This window comes from Pseudomonas sp. LBUM1670 (assembly GCF_059695695.1).
Genome location: NZ_CP166783.1, coordinates 4,704,752 through 4,722,404 on the forward strand (window position 1 = coordinate 4,704,752; position 17,653 = coordinate 4,722,404).

Annotated in this window: 15 protein-coding genes and 1 pseudogene; 10 read left to right on the forward strand and 6 right to left on the reverse strand. The window is 60.2% G+C overall.

The genetic code is table 11. The features are described from left to right. The first annotated feature begins 175 nt into the window (after window positions 1–175). The 4 genes from ACA073_RS21420 (at window position 176) to ACA073_RS21435 (ending at window position 2,875) form a co-directional block, all read left to right on the forward strand. Window positions 176–1,078, forward strand: coding sequence for a chemotaxis protein CheV (locus ACA073_RS21420; protein ID WP_497399328.1), 903 nt, complete (start codon window positions 176–178; stop codon window positions 1,076–1,078). Window positions 1,079–1,104: 26 nt separating this feature from the next. Then, window positions 1,105–1,563, forward strand: a complete 459-nt coding sequence (locus ACA073_RS21425) for a GNAT family N-acetyltransferase (protein WP_497399330.1) — start codon at window positions 1,105–1,107, stop codon at window positions 1,561–1,563. Window positions 1,564–1,715: 152 nt separating this feature from the next. Beyond that, entirely contained in the window at window positions 1,716–2,042 is a 327-nt protein-coding gene (locus ACA073_RS21430) for a hypothetical protein (RefSeq protein WP_497399332.1), read from the forward strand. An 83-nt stretch (window positions 2,043–2,125) separates the two neighbouring features. Beyond that, the gene (locus ACA073_RS21435; RefSeq protein ID WP_497399334.1) at window positions 2,126–2,875 is read left to right on the forward strand and encodes a YkgJ family cysteine cluster protein; all 750 of its coding nucleotides are present in this window, start codon (window positions 2,126–2,128) and stop codon (window positions 2,873–2,875) included. Here the strand turns inward: ACA073_RS21435 and ACA073_RS21440 are convergent. The 3 genes and pseudogenes from ACA073_RS21440 to ACA073_RS21450 form a co-directional block, all read right to left on the reverse strand. Then, window positions 2,872–3,978: a methyl-accepting chemotaxis protein gene (locus ACA073_RS21440; RefSeq protein ID WP_497404178.1), complete on the reverse strand. Its 1,107-nt coding sequence runs from the start codon at window positions 3,976–3,978 to the stop codon at window positions 2,872–2,874. The two genes, ACA073_RS21435 and ACA073_RS21440, sit on opposite strands and share 4 nt — an antisense overlap. 195 nt (window positions 3,979–4,173) lie before the next feature. Beyond that, window positions 4,174–4,455: pseudogene (locus ACA073_RS21445) on the reverse strand (PAS domain-containing protein); the annotation flags it as partial. 152 nt (window positions 4,456–4,607) lie between these two features. Continuing rightward, window positions 4,608–4,865 carry a hypothetical protein gene (locus tag ACA073_RS21450; protein WP_461991164.1) on the reverse strand — a complete coding sequence of 86 codons (258 nt, stop codon included), beginning with the start codon at window positions 4,863–4,865 and terminating at the stop codon, window positions 4,608–4,610. Between the two features lie 377 nt (window positions 4,866–5,242). On the opposite strand from ACA073_RS21450, the gene ACA073_RS21455 reads away from it, so the two are divergent. The 6 genes from ACA073_RS21455 to ACA073_RS21480 all read left to right on the forward strand — a co-directional run bounded on the left by ACA073_RS21455 (window position 5,243) and on the right by ACA073_RS21480 (window position 13,937). Further along, window positions 5,243–6,403, forward strand: coding sequence for an efflux RND transporter periplasmic adaptor subunit (locus ACA073_RS21455; RefSeq protein ID WP_497399336.1), 1,161 nt, complete (start codon window positions 5,243–5,245; stop codon window positions 6,401–6,403). Then, a complete protein-coding gene (locus ACA073_RS21460) occupies window positions 6,400–9,501 on the forward strand; it encodes a multidrug efflux RND transporter permease subunit (RefSeq protein ID WP_497399338.1) in 3,102 nt (1,033 codons plus the stop codon). Before ACA073_RS21455 ends, ACA073_RS21460 begins: the two co-directional genes overlap by 4 nt. A gap of 9 nt (window positions 9,502–9,510) precedes the next feature. Beyond that, window positions 9,511–10,188: a heavy metal response regulator transcription factor gene (locus tag ACA073_RS21465; protein WP_497399340.1), complete on the forward strand. Its 678-nt coding sequence runs from the start codon at window positions 9,511–9,513 to the stop codon at window positions 10,186–10,188. Continuing rightward, window positions 10,178–11,542, forward strand: coding sequence for a heavy metal sensor histidine kinase (locus tag ACA073_RS21470; protein WP_497399342.1), 1,365 nt, complete (start codon window positions 10,178–10,180; stop codon window positions 11,540–11,542). The genes ACA073_RS21465 and ACA073_RS21470 overlap by 11 nt, the downstream gene beginning before the upstream one ends. A gap of 313 nt (window positions 11,543–11,855) precedes the next feature. Further along, window positions 11,856–12,080, forward strand: coding sequence for a hypothetical protein (locus ACA073_RS21475; RefSeq protein ID WP_497399344.1), 225 nt, complete (start codon window positions 11,856–11,858; stop codon window positions 12,078–12,080). A 363-nt stretch (window positions 12,081–12,443) separates the two neighbouring features. Then, a complete protein-coding gene (locus tag ACA073_RS21480) occupies window positions 12,444–13,937 on the forward strand; it encodes a diguanylate cyclase (protein WP_497399346.1) in 1,494 nt (497 codons plus the stop codon). Window positions 13,938–14,105: 168 nt separating this feature from the next. Here ACA073_RS21480 and lpxC read toward each other — a convergent pair whose 3' ends face one another. The 3 genes from lpxC to ftsA all read right to left on the reverse strand — a co-directional run bounded on the left by lpxC (window position 14,106) and on the right by ftsA (window position 17,653). Continuing rightward, window positions 14,106–15,017, reverse strand: coding sequence for a UDP-3-O-acyl-N-acetylglucosamine deacetylase (lpxC, locus tag ACA073_RS21485; protein ID WP_017340679.1), 912 nt, complete (start codon window positions 15,015–15,017; stop codon window positions 14,106–14,108). A gap of 112 nt (window positions 15,018–15,129) precedes the next feature. After that, the gene (ftsZ, locus tag ACA073_RS21490) at window positions 15,130–16,323 is read right to left on the reverse strand and encodes a cell division protein FtsZ (RefSeq protein WP_017340680.1); all 1,194 of its coding nucleotides are present in this window, start codon (window positions 16,321–16,323) and stop codon (window positions 15,130–15,132) included. 70 nt (window positions 16,324–16,393) lie between these two features. Then, window positions 16,394–17,653 (reverse strand): cell division protein FtsA, encoded by a 1,260-nt coding sequence (gene ftsA / locus ACA073_RS21495; RefSeq protein ID WP_461953318.1) that lies wholly within the window; start codon window positions 17,651–17,653, stop codon window positions 16,394–16,396.

The following is a 17,653-nucleotide window of genomic DNA, read 5'->3' on the forward strand; positions in this document are numbered from 1 at the left end:
TGAGACACAGATAGTGTGCTCGACGAAAATCACTGTGGGAGCGGGCTTGCTCGCGAAAGCGCCCTACCATTCACCCGATTTTCTAAAGCCTTCCCCCAACAAGTCGATAACCCGGCATCGATAGCTTTCGGCGATCCTCGTGATCGCCCATCACCTTTTTCCACAGAAGGTTTTTATGTCCTCCACCAAAGCCCGCGCAGACTCACTTTCGCTTCTGCTGTTTACCTTGCGCAGTGGCAAGCTGATGGCAATCAACCTGCTCAAAGTCAGTGAAATCATCCCCTGCCCGCCGCTGACCAGGCTGCCGGAGTCGCACCCCCACGTCAAAGGCATCGCCACCCTGCGTGGCGCGTCGTTGTCGGTGATCGACCTCAGCCGTGCCATTGGCGAGCGGCCGCTGGAAGACCCTAACGGTGGCTGCCTGATCGTCACTGACGTCAGCCGCTCCAAGCAGGGCCTGCACGTTCAGGCCGTGAGCAAGATCGTCCATTGCCTGACCACCGACATTCGTCCGCCGCCCTTCGGCTCTGGCGGCGGGCGTTCGTACATTACCGGTGTGACCTCGGTCGACGGCACGCTGGTGCAGGTGCTGGACATCGAAAAAGTCATCCACGGTATCGCTCCGGTGCAGATCGACATGGCCCCGACCGAACTGAGCATGGAAGACGCGGAAGTGCTGGGCCTCGCGCGCATCCTGGTGGTCGACGACAGTCAGGTCGCGTTGCAACAATCGGTGCACACCCTGCGCAACCTCGGCCTGCAATGCCACACCGCGCGCAGCGCCAAGGAAGCCATCGACTGCCTGCTGGACCTGCAAGGCACGGCGCAGCAGATCAACCTGATTGTCTCGGACATCGAGATGTCGGAGATGGACGGCTACGCCTTCACCCGCACGTTGCGCGAAACCCCGGACTTCTCGCACCTGTACGTGCTGCTGCACACCTCGCTGGACAGCGCGATGAACAGCGAAAAAGCGCGGCTTGCCGGGGCCAACGCGGTGCTGACCAAATTCTCCTCGCCGGAGCTGACCAAGTGCCTGATCGAAGCGGCCAAGGCGGTCGCCGAACAAGGTCATTGAGTTTGGCCGAGGCCTTTTGTTTTCTGATGCGGCGCAATCTGGCTGAGGTTGCGCCCGCAATCAACTGGCCACAGGGAATCGTCCTCAGCGAATATCGCCCCGAATTCGCAGAAGCCGTTCATCGCCTGATGGAACTGGGTTACCAGGAAGGTGGCGGTCGCGTGCCGACGCTGGCTACCTGGCAACAGCGATTCGAAACCGATCCCGAGTACGATCCTTCACTGTGCTTCATCGCGCTGGATGCCGACGGTATCGTTGGCGTGTGCCAGTGTTGGACCAGTGCCTACATCAAGAATCTGGTGGTGCACCCGCGTGCTCAGAGACGGGGTTTGGGTCGGGCATTGCTGCTGAATGCGTTCAATGTGTTTCAGCAGCGTCGTGAAGGATTTGTGGATCTGAAGGTGCTGGAGGACAACGTTCGGGCGCTGCGGTTGTATGAAAGTTGCGGGATGTATGTGGTCCGTCGGGAATTGGTTCCAGCCTGATCCACCGCCTTCGCGAGCAAGCTTCGCTCCTACAGGTGATCACCGTTCCTGTAGGAGCGAGGCTTGCCCGCGAAGAGGCCGACACATTCAAACTAAAACCCTCAGGCATACTCCAAACCTTGGCCAACCCAATGCCCAAGGATGCTTGAACCATGAAAGCTGTAACCCTCACTTTCCTCTGCCTCACCACCCTCGCCACCCAGACCCAAGCCTCCAGCCCGGAAGCCTGGGCCGCCTTCGACAAAGCCATGCTCGCCAGTTGCATCAAGGCCAGCGGCCTGACGGACGCCTTCCCCGTTGGCAAAGCCGCACAGTTCGACGACCGTGTCGACTACACCGCCGTGCTCCTGCAAGGCCGGTACCCGCAAAAACACATGAAAGGCCAGCAAGGCACCGAGCTGTGCCTCTACAACAAGAAAAGCAAAACCGCCTACGTGACCGAATGGGACTCCATCCGCCTACCCGCCAAATCTCAATGAATGGCGCATAACTTGCTTCGACGCACACCTTCGCGGTGGCATTCTGTCGCCGTTTCGAGCCCTGATAGGCGACTGATCCTTCAATGAATACGACGTTTTCCTGCGTAGGTTGTGGCAAATGCTGCAATGACCATCACGTGCCCCTGACCCTGACAGAAGCTCAAATGTGGGCGGCCGACGGCGGCCAGGTGATCGTGCTGGTGGAAGGTTTCCTGGGCAATGGCCTGGGTCTGCCGGTGCAGCAACGCGAACATGCCGAACGCCGTTCGGTGGTGGTTCAAAGCGGCGCCACCGATGCCTGCGTGGCCATCACGTTTGCGGCGTACAACGTCGGTCCCTGCCGGAATCTTGACGAAGACAACCTCTGCCGCATCTACGAACGCCGGCCGCTGGTGTGCCGTATCTATCCGATGGAAATCAATCCGCACATTCCACTCAACACGGCGATCAAGGACTGTCCGCCCGAGTCGTGGGAAAAAGGCCCGGACCTGATCGTTGGTGGTGAACTGGTCGATCAGGAACTGGCGGGACTTATCCAGCGCTCCCGTCAGGCGGATCGCGATGACATCCGCACCAAGGATGCGATTTGCGCGTTGCTGGGGATTCGGACTACAGCGCTCAAGGGCGATGGATTCACCGCGTACCTACCGGACATGACCGCGTTTGCCACGGTCATTGATCAGGTGACGCAACAACCGCAGACGGGTTCGGGCAGTGACTGGCAGTTCCACGTGTCCGGCGACGACATCGCCGGGCAAGTACTGGCGGCCGGCGCACAAGTGACCACCGAAACACCGCTCAACTACGCGTTCATTTCGTTGCGCGCGGCTTAACGGCGCTCTCGCCAGAACTCCTGCGCCAACTGCCGCAAATCCCCCGCCAGCTCCGCTACGTCTTCAGAGTGGGCCTGGCTTTGCCGGCCCTCGCTCACCGTGACTTCGCAGGCGGAGCGAATGCTGCTGATGTTGCGGTTGATGTCTTCGCTGACCGTGCTCTGCTCCTCCACCGCCGAGGCGATTTGCAGGCTCATTTCGGTGATCTGATTGACCCGTCGACTGATCGCGTCCAACGCATCGGCGGCGCGTTGGGCCTGGTCGACGCTGTTTGCCACCTGCTCACTGCTTTGCTGCATCACCGCCACCGCATCCCGCGTGCCGTTTTGCAGGGTGCTGATCATGCGCTGAATCTCGTTGGTCGATTGCTGGGTGCGCTGGGCCAGGCCCCGCACTTCGTCGGCCACCACCGCAAAACCGCGCCCGGCATCCCCGGCGCGTGCGGCCTCGATGGCCGCGTTGAGGGCCAGCAGATTGGTTTGCTCGGCGATGCTGCGGATCACTTCCAACACCCCGGTAATCTCGCTGCTGTGCCCTTCCAGCTGATGAATTACCTCGGTGGCATGCGCCAGTTCCTCGGCCAGACGCAGCACCGCATGGCGACTCTCACTCACCAATTGATGACCTTCGCGGGTTTCGCTGCCGGCCAGATCGGCCGTTAGGGAGGCTTGCTGCGCATGACTGGCAACCTGAGCGACGCTGGCGGACATCTGATGAATCGCCGCCGCCACCTGATCGGTTTCAGCCTGCTGGCCCAGCGTGCTGTTGTGGCTGCTTTGCAAGTGCTCGACCAGTTCCGCCGCATGCCCGGCCAGGCGCTGCGAGGCATCGCCGATGCGCCCCACCACCGCACCGACCTGAGCTTCGAGCATCTGCAGGGCAAACTCGATCTGACCGAACTGATCCCGGCGGCCGGTGTAAATACCCTGGCTCAGCGGGTTATCGGCAATCTTCCGTGCGCGTTCGGTCAATGCCTTCAGTGGGCGCAACATCACTCCGGTTCCGAGCGCCGCCAAACCACTGCCCACGACAAACGCCAGTACGCCGAAAATCGCTGACGAAGGGTTCAGCCACGCCTCGACGCCCACCACACAGGCCAACATCGCGCTGAACAGCGCCACCACTTTCAAACCCGGTGCGAGCACAGGCAGGCGCTGCAACAATGGCACGCGACCGTCGCGAAGGTGTGTGTAGGCTGTTTCCGCGGCTTCGATCTGCCGCGCCGAGGGACGGGTCCGGATCGACTGATATTCCACGGCCTGACCGTTCTGCGTCACCGGCGTGGCATAGGCGCTCACCCAATAGTGATCGCCATTCTTGCAGCGATTCTTCACCAGCCCCATCCACGAACGGCCGCTTTTAAGGGTCTGCCACATGTGCGCGAAAGCCGCTGCCGGCATGTCCGGGTGACGCAGCAAGTTGTGCGTCGAGCCCAGCAACTCCTCACGGCTGTAACCGCAGATGTTGATGAAATCGTCGTTGGCGTAAGTAATCGCGCTGGTCAGATCAGTGGTCGAGAGGATGTTCGCATCAGCCGCAACGTCGACATGACGGCCGGTCACCGGGAGGTTGATCTTCATGGAAAGCGCGCTCGTTGTAGGGAAAGAGTCGGCAGGGCTGCTGACTCTAAGCGCACTGATTCCACAAACGTTGATCTGGCTCAGGGTATGAGCACTTAGCCATCACCGCGATTGAAAACCGCAGTCGATGGCCAATGGCGAGGGGTGGAAACTCAGCGTTTGCCCATCGAACGACGGGTGCCCGGAGGCGCTGCGCCGGGGGTCTTGGTGTGGCCGTTCTTGGCGCCGTTCTTGTACCACGGCTGGCTGGCGGCTTTCGCGGCCGCCAGTTCACCCGGCTTGAACGGGAACTTGAACGCCGGGATCGCGGCTTTGGTTTCGCTGTCTGCGCTGGAGTCGACGCTGTCTGGCAGGTCAGCCTGGTCGTCGCTCAAGGCGTCGGCAACCGGCGGTTGTGTCGGGGAAGTCATGAAAGCTCCGGGTGATGCAATAGAGTCGGGCCCGGTCAGCGAGCCGCGAAAGGCGGCAGTATACCTGTGTCGGGGGCGGCAAGCTTCACGCGGCGAGTGAGTCTGTCGGGTTTTGTGTTGGTCGGGCTGGCCTCTTCGCGAGCAAGCCCGCTCCCACATTTGATCGCGTCCGTCGGCACAACTCGGTCAAATGTGGGAGCGGGCTTGCTCGCGAAGGGGCCAGCAAAGTCAGCACACATCTTGAGACTTGTATCATCCCCCACACAAACTGACAGCGCCGTCAGTTAGCAGTCACCTTCCTGACCGGCGAACAGGTTTATAAAGGGAGGTATAACCCTGACAAAACTCCGTCCATCCAGCCCCGGCGCCCCACTCGCATGCGAATTCAGAAAAAACCCGCCTTGATCGCCGCCCTTCTGATTGTCCTGGCAGCGCTGGGCGTGTGGTACGCCACCAAACCCGTGACGGCCAAACTCGCCGCGCCCACGGCGATTCCGGTTCGGGTGGTGAACGTCGCCGAAAAAGACGTCCCTCGCTACGTCAGCGGCATCGGCTCGGTGTTGTCCCTGCACAGCGTGGTGGTACGCCCGCAGATCGACGGCATCCTCACCAAAATACTGGTCAAGGAAGGCCAACTGGTCAGCAGAGGTGACTTGCTCGCCACCATCGATGACCGTTCGATCCGCGCCAGCCTCGACCAGGCCCGCGCGCAACTCGGCGAAAGCCAGGCACAGTTGCAAGTGGCGCTGGTGAACCTCAAGCGCTACAAACTGCTGAGCGTCGACGATGGCGTGTCCAAGCAGACCTACGACCAGCAACAAGCGCTGGTCAACCAGCTCAAAGCCACCGCTCAAGGCAATCAAGCTTCGATTGATGCCGCACAAGTGCAGCTTTCCTACACGCAGATTCGCTCCCCGGTCACCGGTCGCGTCGGTATTCGCACGGTGGACGAAGGCAACTTCCTGCGCATGACCGACACTCAAGGCTTGTTCACGGTGACCCAGATCGACCCGATCGCCGTGGAGTTTTCCCTGCCGCAGCAGATGCTGCCGACCCTGCAAGGCCTGATCAACGATCCGGAGCGCGCTCAGGTGAAGGCCTACATTGGCGCCGACACCGACGGCGAAACCGGCAACCTGCTGGGCGAGGGTCACCTGACCCTGATCGACAACCAGATCAATGCCAACACCGGGACCATCCGCGCCAAGGCCGAATTCAACAACCCCGGGCAGAAACTCTGGCCGGGCTTGCTGGTGACGGTAAAGATTCAGACAGCACTGGATAAAGATGCACTGGTGGTGCCGCCCACCGTCGTACAACGTGGCCTCGATCAACACTTCGTGTACCGGGTCAAGGGTGACAAAGTCGAGACCGTTCAGGTGCAGATGGTCTATCAAGGTAGCGGTCAGGACATCATCAAAGGCGTGAAACCGGGCGACGTGCTGGTCAGCGACGGCCAATCAAGACTCAAACCCGGCTCGACCGTGCAGGTACTGACCGAGCCACCGCATGTGGTCCAGTCGGAGTCGAAGCCATGAAGGGCCACGGTTCGGTTTCTGCGTGGTGCATCGATCATCCGGTGGCGACGATCCTGCTGACGTTTGCCCTGGTACTGCTCGGCGTCATCGCTTTCCCACGGTTGCCGATTGCACCGCTGCCGGAAGCCGAATTCCCGACGATTCAAGTGGCCGCGCAACTCCCCGGCGCCAGCCCGGAAACCATGGCGTCGTCCGTGGCCACGCCGCTTGAAGTGCAATTCAGCGCCATCCCCGGCGTGACCCAGATGACCTCGAGCAGCGCCCTCGGCTCGACCAACCTGACCCTGCAATTCACCCTCGACAAAAGCATCGACACCGCCGCGCAGGAAGTGCAGGCCGCGATCAACACCGCCGCCGGCAAACTGCCCAAGGACATGCCGAACCTGCCGACGTGGCGCAAGGTCAACCCGGCCGATAGCCCGGTGCTGATTCTCAGCATCAACTCAACGCTGATGCCCGGCCCCGAACTCAGCGATCTGGTGGAAACCCTGCTGTCCCGTCAGATCAGTCAGATCGACGGCGTAGGCCAGATCAACATCACCGGTCAGCAACGTCCGGCGATTCGCGTTCAGGCCTCGGCGGACAAACTCGCGGCCATCGGCCTGACGCTGGCGGACATCCGTCTGGCCATTCAGCAGACCAGCCTCAACCTAGCCAAAGGTGCGTTGTATGGCGAGTCGAGCATCTCGACGCTGTCCACCAACGATCAGTTGTTCCATCCCGAGGAATACAGCCAACTCATCGTTTCCTACAAGGACGGAGCGCCGGTTCACCTGAAGGATGTGGCGAAAGTCGTCAACGGTTCGGAAGATGCCTACGTGCAAGCCTGGGCCGGTGACAAGCCCGGGGTGAACCTGGTGATTTCCCGGCAACCGGGGGCCAATATCGTCGAGACCGTCGACCGCATTCAGGCTGCCCTGCCCGGCCTCGAAGCGATGTTGCCAGCCTCGGTACAAGTTAAGGTGCTGGTCGATCGGACCCAGACCATCCGCGCTTCGTTGCATGAAGTGGAAATCACCCTGTTGATCGCGATCATGCTGGTGGTGGCGGTGATGGCGCTGTTTCTGCGCCAATGGTCGGCGACGCTGATCGTGTCCGCCGTATTGGGCGTTTCGCTGGTCGCCAGTTTCGCCCTGATGTACATCATGGGTTTCAGCCTGAACAACCTGACGCTGGTGGCCATCGTGGTGGCCGTGGGGTTTGTGGTCGACGATGCGATTGTGGTGGTGGAGAACATTCACCGTCACCTGGAGGCCGGTGACGGCATGCGCGAAGCGGCGATCAAGGGCGCCGGCGAGATTGGTTTCACCGTGGTCTCGATCAGTTTTTCGCTGGTGGCGGCGTTCATTCCGCTGCTGTTCATGGGCGGCGTGGTCGGGCGACTGTTCAAGGAGTTCGCTCTGACGGCCACGTCTACGATCATGATTTCGGTGGTGGTGTCGCTGACGTTGGCGCCGACCCTCGCGGCGCTGTTCATGCGTGCGCCGGTGCATCACGCCCACAGCAAACCCACGTTTGGCGAACGCTTGCTGGCGTGGTACGAGAAAGGCCTGCGTCGCGCCCTCGCCCATCAGAAATTGATGATCGGTGTGTTTGGGTTGTCTCTCGTTCTGGCCATCGCCGGTTACATCTTCATTCCGAAAGGTTTCTTCCCGGTCCAGGACACCGGTTTCGTCCTCGGCACCACCGAAGCCGCCGCCGATATTTCCTACGGCGACATGGTGAAAAAACACCTGGCGATGGCCGAAATCGTCGCCGCAGATCCGGCGGTCGCGGCGTTTTCCCACTCCGTGGGTGTGTCCGGCAGTAACCAGACCATCGCCAACGGCCGCTTCTGGATCTCCTTGAAAAAACGCGGCGACCGCGACGTCTCGGCCAGCCAGTTCATCGACCGGATCCGTCCGCAACTGATGAAAGTACCCGGCATCGTGCTGTACTTACGCGCTGGCCAGGACATCAACCTCAGCTCCGGCCCGAGCCGCGCGCAGTACCAATACGTGCTCAAGAGCAACGACGGCGCGACCCTCAGCACCTGGACCCAGCGCCTGACGGAAAAACTGCGCGCCAACCCGGCGTTCCGCGACATTTCCAACGACCTGCAACTGGGCGGCAGCATCACGCACATCAACATCGACCGCAGCGCCGCCGCGCGTTTCGGCCTGACCGCCAGTGATGTCGACGAAGCGCTGTACGACGCGTTCGGTCAGCGCCAGATCAACGAATTCCAGACCCAGATCAACCAGTACAACGTGATTCTGGAACTGGACACTCAGCAACGCGGCAAGGCCGAAAGCCTCAACTATTTCTACCTGCGCTCGCCCCTCAGCGGGGAAATGGTGCCGCTGTCGGCGCTGGCGAAGTTCGATGCGCCGACGGTGGGTCCATTGTCGATTGCCCACGACGGCATGTTCCCGGCCGCCAACCTGTCGTTCAACCTGGCACCCGGCGTGGCACTGGGCGATGCCGTCATCATGCTCAATCAGGCCAAGGCCGACATCGGCATGCCGGCGGCCATGAGCGGCAACTTCCAGGGCGCGGCCCAGGCGTTCCAGAGTTCATTGGCCAGCCAGCCGTGGCTGATTCTGGCGGCGCTGGTGGCGGTGTACATCATTCTCGGCGTGCTCTACGAGAGCTTCGTGCATCCGCTGACCATCATCTCGACACTGCCATCGGCAGGGCTCGGTGCGGTGATCATGCTGTGGATTTGCGGCCAGGATTTTTCGATCATGGCGCTGATCGGGCTGGTGCTGTTGATCGGCATCGTGAAGAAAAACGGCATCTTGATGATCGACTTTGCCCTGGAAGCACAGCGCAAGGGTGGCCTGCCACCGGAAGAAGCGATTTACCAGGCCTGTATCACCCGGTTCCGGCCGATCATCATGACCACCCTCGCCGCCCTGCTCGGCGCGCTGCCGCTGATGCTCGGCTACGGCACCGGCGCCGAGTTGCGCCAGCCATTGGGGATTGCGGTCGTCGGCGGCCTGCTGGTCAGCCAGGCGCTGACGCTGTTCACCACTCCGGTCATATACTTGTGGCTCGAGCGGCTTTTCCATCGGCCCAAACCCGCGCCCGTACTGGCGCTGGCGACCACAGACTGAGGCGGGGTCATGCGCGTTCTGATTATCGAAGACGAGGAAAAAACCACGGACTATTTGCACCGCGGCCTGACGGAACAGGGTTACACCGTGGACCTGGCGCGGGACGGCGTTGAAGGCCTGCACCTGGCGCTGGAAAGTGACTACGCGGTGATCGTCCTCGACGTCATGCTGCCGGGCCTCGACGGCTTCGGCGTACTGCGCGCGTTGCGTGCGCGCAAGCAAACCCCGGTGATCATGCTCACTGCCCGCGAACGTGTCGAAGACCGGATCAAAGGCCTGCGCGATGGCGCCGACGATTACCTCGGCAAACCGTTTTCCTTCCTTGAACTGGTGGCACGCCTGCAAGCGCTGACCCGGCGCAGCGGCGGGCATGAACCGGTGCAAGTGAGCATCGCCGACCTGTGGATCGATCTGATCAGCCGCAAGGCCACCCGCGCCGGCACACGTCTGGACCTGACCGCCAAGGAGTTCTCGCTGCTCAGCGTGCTGGCCCGCCGGCAAGGTGAAATCCTCTCGAAAACGGCGATTGCCGAAATGGTCTGGGACATCAATTTCGACAGCGATGCCAACGTCGTTGAAGTCGCGATCAAACGCCTGCGCGCCAAGCTCGACGGGCCGTTCGACGAGAAACTGCTGCACACGATCCGTGGCATGGGTTATGTGCTGGAGAGCCGTGGTGTCCAGTAATTCGATTGCGCTGCGCCTCAGTGGAATGTTCACGCTGGTGGCGCTTCTGGTGTTTCTGTTGATTGGCTGGGCGCTGTATCAACAGGTCGACAAGGGCTTGGGCTTGCTGCCCGAAGCCGAGCTGGAAGCGCGTTACAGCGTGCTCGAATCCACCGTCGGCCGTTACGGTACGCCGGAGCATTGGGTGAAGATCAACAACAAGCTCAAGCTGCTGGGTGAAGAAGACAAACGCATCAGTTTCTGGATCATCAGCGGCGATCCGCACTACGAATACGGCAACCTGACGCCGCAAATCCGCGCCTTCGCCGAAGGGCCGCTGGGCATGCGGGATTTGCAGTTGCCGGATCAGCCTTATCCGCTGAAAGTGCTGGTCAGCCAGTTCCCGGCCAAGGATCAACGACCGCCATTGCGCTTCATGATCGGCATCGACACCGAGACGTTTTTCCAGACCCAGCATCATCTGTTGATCGCGCTGATTAGCCTGGCAATTATCGGCGTGCTGCTGGCCTCGGCACTGGGTTACTGGGTGGCGCGGATCGGCCTCAAGCCGCTGATCAAGCTGTCTCAGGAGGCCCAGCGACTGGCGCCGCCGTTGCGTTCCGGGCGCTTGCGCCTGTCGTCGCTGCCACCGGAACTCAATCAGTTCGTCAACTCGTTCAACTCCACGCTGGAGCGGGTCGAACAGGCGTACTCGCGGCTTGTGTCGTTCAATGCCGACGTCGCTCATGAACTGCGTTCACCGCTGACCAATTTGATCGGCCAGACGCAGGTGGCGCTGACGCGCGGACGTTCGGCCGAGCACTACTTCGAAGTGCTGCAATCGAACCTTGAAGAGCTGGAGCGGCTACGTTCGATCATCAACGACATGCTGTTTCTTGCCAGCGCGGATCAGGGCAGCAAGGCCACCAAACTGACGTCCACTTCGCTGGCGGATGAAGTGGCGACGACCCTGGAGTATCTGGATTTCATTCTTGAAGATGCGCAGGTTCAGGTGCAGGTCAGTGGTGATGCGCAGGTGCGGATCGAGATCGCGCATTTGCGTCGGGCGCTGATCAATTTGCTCAGCAACGCGGTGCAACACACCGAGCCTGGGCAAGTGATTCAGGTGCGGATCGAAGTCGAGGAGCATCAGGTCAGCATCGGCGTCGCCAATCCAGGATCGCCGATTGCCAGCGAGCATTTGTCGCGGCTGTTCGAACGCTTCTACCGGGTCGATGCGTCGCGTAGCAACAGCGGCAACAACCACGGTTTGGGGCTGGCGATCGTCAAGGCAATTGCGCTGATGCACGGCGGCGATGTGTTTGTGCGCAGTGATCACGGCATGAATACCTTCGGCATCCACCTCCCCGTGTGACCCAACCCGGCTCTCTGTGGTGAGGGGACTCTGTGGTGAGGGGACTCTGTGGCGAGGGGACTTGTCCCCGTTCCAGTGCGCAGCACTGGCAAGATCTCGGTAACGCTCTAGATTTTTGGGGCCGCTTCGCAGCCCAACGGGGACAAGTCCCCTCGCCACAGAGTCCCCTCGCCACAGGAGCTCGTTCACCTCGGCTCAGCTACTGTTGCCTTAACCGCAACAGTCCTTTCTTGAATTGGCTCTGTTTCCCATCGGCCAGGATCCTTATCTTTGCGCCACCAAACAGCACTTGCCAAGCAAGAAGGTTCTAAAGATGTCCAACACTATGGGTATTGCCAGCGTTTTCGTTTTGTCCTCTTTGTTCCTCTCCCCGTTCGCCGTCGCTGAAGAGTCGCAGACCTTCGTCACGCACAATGCAGCGCGGGCCGCAGCGTTCGAAGCGTATCAGAACGAAAAGACGGCCAAGGCTCAGGACGCTGCGCAACCCCCTCAAGCGTCGACCACTCTGGCCCAGCCACGGGTCGAGAAAGACAGCTGAGCACCCCATCACTCTGTTCCCTCGACACTTTTCATGGGCTCTTCCTTGTGAAAAGTTGTTTTCAAAGCCGCTGCTGTCAGCGGCTTTTTTTCGTCACTGCGTCGACTGTTCATTGCAGCAGCTGCAACGATTAACCTGATCGTGGGTAGATGCCTGGCGAACCAGGCCACGGATGAATACCCGGTGATCGTCGACTACCCGTTCAATGTCTTCTAAGCTTCGATCAGTAAAAGGCCAGCACGTCTTGCTGGCCGTTTTTTTGTACAGGATTTATGCAGGCGCGGTGAACGCACCGGTTTCTGGGACTCTGCCCGATTCTTGCAAGATGAACTTTATAACGCCTCATTAGCAGAAGTCAGAACCATGAGTGTGAGCAGTGCGATATCCCTCCTTCCGGTCCGTTCGACGCGATCGGAACGGCTTCTGGTTCTCAGCAGTTTGCTGTTGGTGATTGCAATACTGAGCATCGTAGCCTTCTTGCTGATCCGTGAACGCGCCAATGCCGAACTGTCGGCTACTCGCTCAGCTTCCAATGTCGTGCAATTGATCGACGCCGACGTGCTACGCAATGTCGAACTCTATGATCTGTCCTTGCTCGGTCTGATCGCCGCCTCGCAACGTGAAGACCTGAAGGCCGTGTCCCCGACCATCCGCCATTTGGCCTTGTTCGACCGCGCCACCGCAGCGCCGTACAAGGGCGACATTTTGTTGCTCGACAAACAGGGCTATGTGATCGCCGACTCGGCCTCGGTGGAACCCAGAAAAGGCAACTTTGCCGACCGCGAGTACTTCCAGTCCCATGTAAACAATCGCGACCCGAGCATGTTCATCAGCCGCCCCTTCCGCTCCAAGCTGGCCGAGCATGAGTGGCGCATCAGTTTCAGTCGCCGGGTCAGCGGCACGCAGGGCGAATTCCTCGGGGTGGCCGAAGCGGCCATGCGTTTGAGTTACTTCGATCAGTTGTTCAATAGTTTGAATGTCGGTCGTGACAGCTCGGTCAACCTGATCAGCACGGACGGAATTCTTCTGGCCCAGGAACCTCGCCTGGCCGAAGAGCTGATCGGCAAGGACTTCAGCAGCCGCCCCAACTTCCAGCGCATCGTCAAAGAAGGCAACGGTAGTTTCACCGGTGTTTCGAGCCGCAACCAGGAACGCCTGTACACGTTCTCAAGAGTGGGCAATTTACCGTTGATCGTCATCGTTGCCCTGTCCAGTGATGAGGTGTTTGCGTCGTGGAAGCGCACAGCGGTGGTGGTCAGCCTTGCGACCATCGCGCTGTGCGTCAGCCTGCTCTGGCTGACCTGGTTGTTCAGCCGGGAACTGCGCCTGCGCCACACCGCCGAGCAGGAACTGGCGCAACTGGCCGCCACCGATGCCTTGACCGGCGTGGCCAATCGCCGAACGCTGGATCAGACCCTGCGCCATGAGTGGTTTCGCGCCCAACGGTCGGGCAAACCGCTGTCGGTGCTGATGATCGATGCCGATCACTTCAAGGCCTTCAATGATCAACATGGCCACCAGGCCGGCGACGATGCGCTACGCGCACTGGCCAAGGTGATCGCCGAGAACGTGCGGCGACCGGCGGATCTGGTCGCCCGGTACGGTGGAGAAGAATTTTCGGTGGTCCTGGCGGAAACGGACAGCGCGGGGGCGCAGCAGATTGCCGAACACATCCGCGTTGCAGTGGAGCAACTGCGGATTGCGGCGGGCGTTGAATCGCCGATGACTGTCAGTATCGGCATCAGCACCTGGACCACGACCACCGATGGCGGCCTTGAGCAGTTGCTGTTTGCAGCGGACAAGGCGCTGTATCAGGCGAAGGAAAGCGGGCGGAATCGGGTGGTCGCCACACAGTGAGATTTTCGCTGTAGCGGCCGGCCTCTTCGCGGGCAAGCCCGCTCCCACATTTGACTGTGGGAGCGGGCTTGCTCGCGAAGGGGCCAGAACAAACACCGCATTACTTTCCCGCAGACATAAAAAAAGGCCACCCGAAGGCAGCCTTTAAAAACTAGAGAGGTTTTTTACTTACACCGCCGCAACCGGACGCATGTAAGAGATCGGTGCAGTGCTGGCGTCTTCGAAAGTCACGACTTCCCAAGCATCTGTCTGCTCAATCAACTTGCGCAGCAGCTGGTTGTTCAATGCATGTCCGGACTTGAAGCCCTTGAACTCACCAATCAGGCTATTGCCCAGCAGGTAGAGGTCACCAATTGCATCGAGGATCTTGTGCTTCACGAATTCGTCTTCATAGCGAAGGCCGTCTTCGTTCAGTACACCATCCGCGTCGACCACAATAGCGTTTTCAACGCTGCCGCCGAGTGCGAGGTTGTGCTTGCGCAGGTACTCGATGTCACTCATGAAACCAAAGGTACGGGCGCGGCTGACTTCTTTTACGAACGAAGTGCTGGAAAAATCCACGCTTGCACTTTGTGTGCGGTTACGGAAAACCGGGTGATCGAAATCGATCTCGAAACTCACCTTGAAGCCTTCGAAAGGGACGAAAGTGGCGCGCTTGTCGCCGTCTTCCACTGTCACTTCCCGCAGGATCCGGATGAACTTCTTCGGTGCGTCCTGTTCTTCCAGGCCGGCCGATTGAATCAGGAATACGAAAGGTCCAGCGCTACCATCCATGATCGGGACTTCGGACGCGGAGAGCTCGACGTAGGCGTTATCGATGCCCAGGCCAGCCATGGCCGAGAGCAAGTGCTCCACCGTATCCACTTTGGTGTCACCACTGACCAGCGTGGTCGACATCGTGGTTTCACCAACGTTTTCCGCGCGGGCAGGAATCTGCACCACAGGGTCGAGATCGGCACGACAAAACACAATGCCGGTGTCGATAGGTGCTGGCTTGAGGGTCAGGTATACCTTCTCCCCGGAGTGCAGGCCTACACCTGTGGCACGGATAATATTTTTCAGTGTGCGTTGTTTAATCATGGCTTGGGCCGCTTCAGCGCAAATTGCGAACTGGTATCAACAAAGGCTGGCGATGATAGCAGACCAGACCTTTGCTGAACACCAATCACCTTCATAGCCCTGATACATTCCATTAATCGGCCTGACGACGCAGGAAAGCCGGGATGTCCAGGTAGTCCAGATCATCTTGCGGATTCATCTTCGCAGCAGTCGCAGCACCGGCCTGAGCCTGGTTGCGCATGACGGTCGGACGGTCCAGATCACGGTAGTTCACCGCTGGCGCTTCCTGACGAGCGGGAGCCGATTGTTGCGGCTGCGACGCCATGGAGGTGTGAACGGTGTTGTCGATGACCTTCACAGGCTTCTCGATTTTCGCGCCCAGACCTGTGGCAACGACAGTCACGTGCAGCTCGTCGCGCATGTCCGGATCGATAACAGTACCGACCTTGACCATCGCGTGCTCGGAAGCGAAGGCTTCGATGATGCTACCCACGTCGGAGTACTCACCCAGGGACAGGTCAGGACCGGCGGTGATGTTCACCAGGATGCCGCGTGCACCTTGCAGGTTCACGTCTTCCAGCAACGGGTTGCGAATGGCCGCTTCGGTGGCCTCGCGTGCACGGTTCGGACCGCTGGCGCAGCCAGTGCCCATCATCGCCATGCCCATTTCGCTCATCACGGTACGTACGTCGGCAAAGTCGACGTTGATCATGCCCGGACGCTTGATGATGTCGGAGATACCGCGAACGGCACCGGCCAGTACATCGTCAGCCTTGGCGAAAGCCGACAGCAGGCTGGCGTCTTTGCCGAGGATGGTCAGCAGCTTCTCGTTGGGAATGGTGATCAACGAGTCGACGCTTTCGGACAGCAGACGAATACCTTCGTCGGCGATCTGCATGCGCTTGCGACCTTCGAACGGGAACGGACGGGTCACCACCGCAACGGTGAGGATCCCCATTTCCTTGGCCACTTCGGCAATGATCGGCGCAGCACCGGTACCGGTGCCACCGCCCATGCCGGTGGTGATGAACACCATGTTGGTGCCCTGCAGGACTTCGGCAATGCGCTCACGATCTTCGAGAGCGGCCTGACGACCTACTTCAGGGTTGGCGCCAGCGCCGAGACCTTTGGTCACGCCGGTGCCCAGTTGCAGGATGGTCCGCGCGCCAATGCTCTTCAGCGCCTGGGCATCAGTGTTGGCGCAGATGAATTCCACGCCTTCAATGTTGCTCTTGACCATGTGATTGACAGCGTTGCCGCCGCCTCCGCCAACACCGATAACTTTAATGACCGGGCTTGCGGGGATGTTGTCTACGAGTTCGAACATTTTCCCTCTCCTTTGATTCTCTAGTTTTTTCGCCTACTGCCTGTATCTACAACGGTGCTGCGGTAACTCTTTAGAAGTTGCCTTGTACCCAGCTCTTGATGCGATCGATCAAGGCGGCTTTCGGTTCTTCATTGCTGTAGCTGTCGCGGCTGCTGATGCCCGAGAACGAAATCCCGTCGGACTGCTTTTGCAGGCCGTACATCAACAGGCCGACGCCGGTGGAATAAATCGGGTTGCGCACCACGTCGTCGAGGCCCTTGACGCCATGGGGCACGCCCAGGCGGACCGGCATGTGGAAGATCTCTTCGGCCAGTTCGACAGCGCCTTCCATCTTCGAAGTACCACCGGTCAGCACGATGCCGGCCGGAATCAGGTCTTCGTAGCCGCTGCGACGCAGTTCGGCCTGGATCAGCGTGAACAGCTCGTCGTAACGCGGCTCGACCACTTCGGCCAGGGCCTGGCGGGACAGCTCGCGCGGTGGACGGTCGCCAACGCTTGGCACCTTGATGGTTTCGCCGGCACCGGCCAGTTTGGCCAGGGCGCAGGCGTAGCGAATCTTGATTTCTTCGGCGTACTGGGTCGGGGTGCGCAACGCCATGGCGATGTCGTTGGTCACCTGATCGCCCGCAATCGGGATCACTGCGGTGTGACGGATCGCGCCTTCGGTGAAGATCGCGATGTCGGTGGTGCCGCCGCCGATGTCCACCAGGCACACGCCCAGCTCTTTCTCGTCGTCGGTCAGTACCGAGTACGCGGACGCCAGTTGCTCGAGAATGATGTCGTCGATTTCCAGACCGCAGCGACGCACGCATTTTTCAATGTTCTGTGCGGCGTTGACGGCGCAGGTGACCACGTGAACCTTGGCTTCCAGACGTACGCCGGACATGCCCAGGGGCTCACGGACGCCTTCCTGGTTATCGATCACGTAATCCTGCGGCAGGGTGTGCAGCACGCGCTGGTCCGCCGGGATCGCCACGGCCTGGGCGGCGTCAAGGACGCGCTCAAGGTCGGCGGAGCTGACTTCGCGATCACGAATCGCCACGATGCCGTGGGAGTTCAGGCTGCGGATGTGATTGCCCGCGACGCCAACGAACGCCGAGTGGATCCGGCAACCGGCCATCAACTGCGCTTCTTCGATCGCGCGCTGGATCGACTGCACGGTGGACTCGATGTTCACCACCACGCCTTTCTTCAGGCCGCGGGACGGATGAGTGCCGATCCCGACGATTTCCAGCGTGCCGTCGTCCGCGACCTCGCCTACCAGCGCCACCACCTTGGAGGTGCCGATATCGAGACCGACGATCATTTTGCCGCTTTGCACGTTTGCCAT

Bases quoted from the DNA above. Each gene is read 5' to 3' on its own strand.
- ACA073_RS21425 (WP_497399330.1), top strand. From the start codon at position 1,105: ATGCGGCGCAATCTGGCTGAGGTTGCGCCCGCAATCAACTGGCCACAG.
- ACA073_RS21435 (WP_497399334.1), top strand. From the start codon at position 2,126: ATGAATACGACGTTTTCCTGCGTAGGTTGTGGCAAATGCTGCAATGAC.
- ftsA (WP_461953318.1), bottom strand. From the start codon at position 17,653: ATGGCAAACGTGCAAAGCGGCAAAATGATCGTCGGTCTCGATATCGGC.
- ACA073_RS21480 (WP_497399346.1), top strand. From the start codon at position 12,444: ATGAGTGTGAGCAGTGCGATATCCCTCCTTCCGGTCCGTTCGACGCGA.
- ACA073_RS21465 (WP_497399340.1), top strand. From the start codon at position 9,511: ATGCGCGTTCTGATTATCGAAGACGAGGAAAAAACCACGGACTATTTG.
- ACA073_RS21430 (WP_497399332.1), top strand. From the start codon at position 1,716: ATGAAAGCTGTAACCCTCACTTTCCTCTGCCTCACCACCCTCGCCACC.
- ACA073_RS21440 (WP_497404178.1), bottom strand. From the start codon at position 3,978: ATGTTGGCCTGTGTGGTGGGCGTCGAGGCGTGGCTGAACCCTTCGTCA.
- ACA073_RS21450 (WP_461991164.1), bottom strand. From the start codon at position 4,865: ATGACTTCCCCGACACAACCGCCGGTTGCCGACGCCTTGAGCGACGAC.
- ACA073_RS21475 (WP_497399344.1), top strand. From the start codon at position 11,856: ATGTCCAACACTATGGGTATTGCCAGCGTTTTCGTTTTGTCCTCTTTG.
- ACA073_RS21420 (WP_497399328.1), top strand. From the start codon at position 176: ATGTCCTCCACCAAAGCCCGCGCAGACTCACTTTCGCTTCTGCTGTTT.
- ftsZ (WP_017340680.1), bottom strand. From the start codon at position 16,323: ATGTTCGAACTCGTAGACAACATCCCCGCAAGCCCGGTCATTAAAGTT.
- ACA073_RS21460 (WP_497399338.1), top strand. From the start codon at position 6,400: ATGAAGGGCCACGGTTCGGTTTCTGCGTGGTGCATCGATCATCCGGTG.
- lpxC (WP_017340679.1), bottom strand. From the start codon at position 15,017: ATGATTAAACAACGCACACTGAAAAATATTATCCGTGCCACAGGTGTA.
- ACA073_RS21455 (WP_497399336.1), top strand. From the start codon at position 5,243: ATGCGAATTCAGAAAAAACCCGCCTTGATCGCCGCCCTTCTGATTGTC.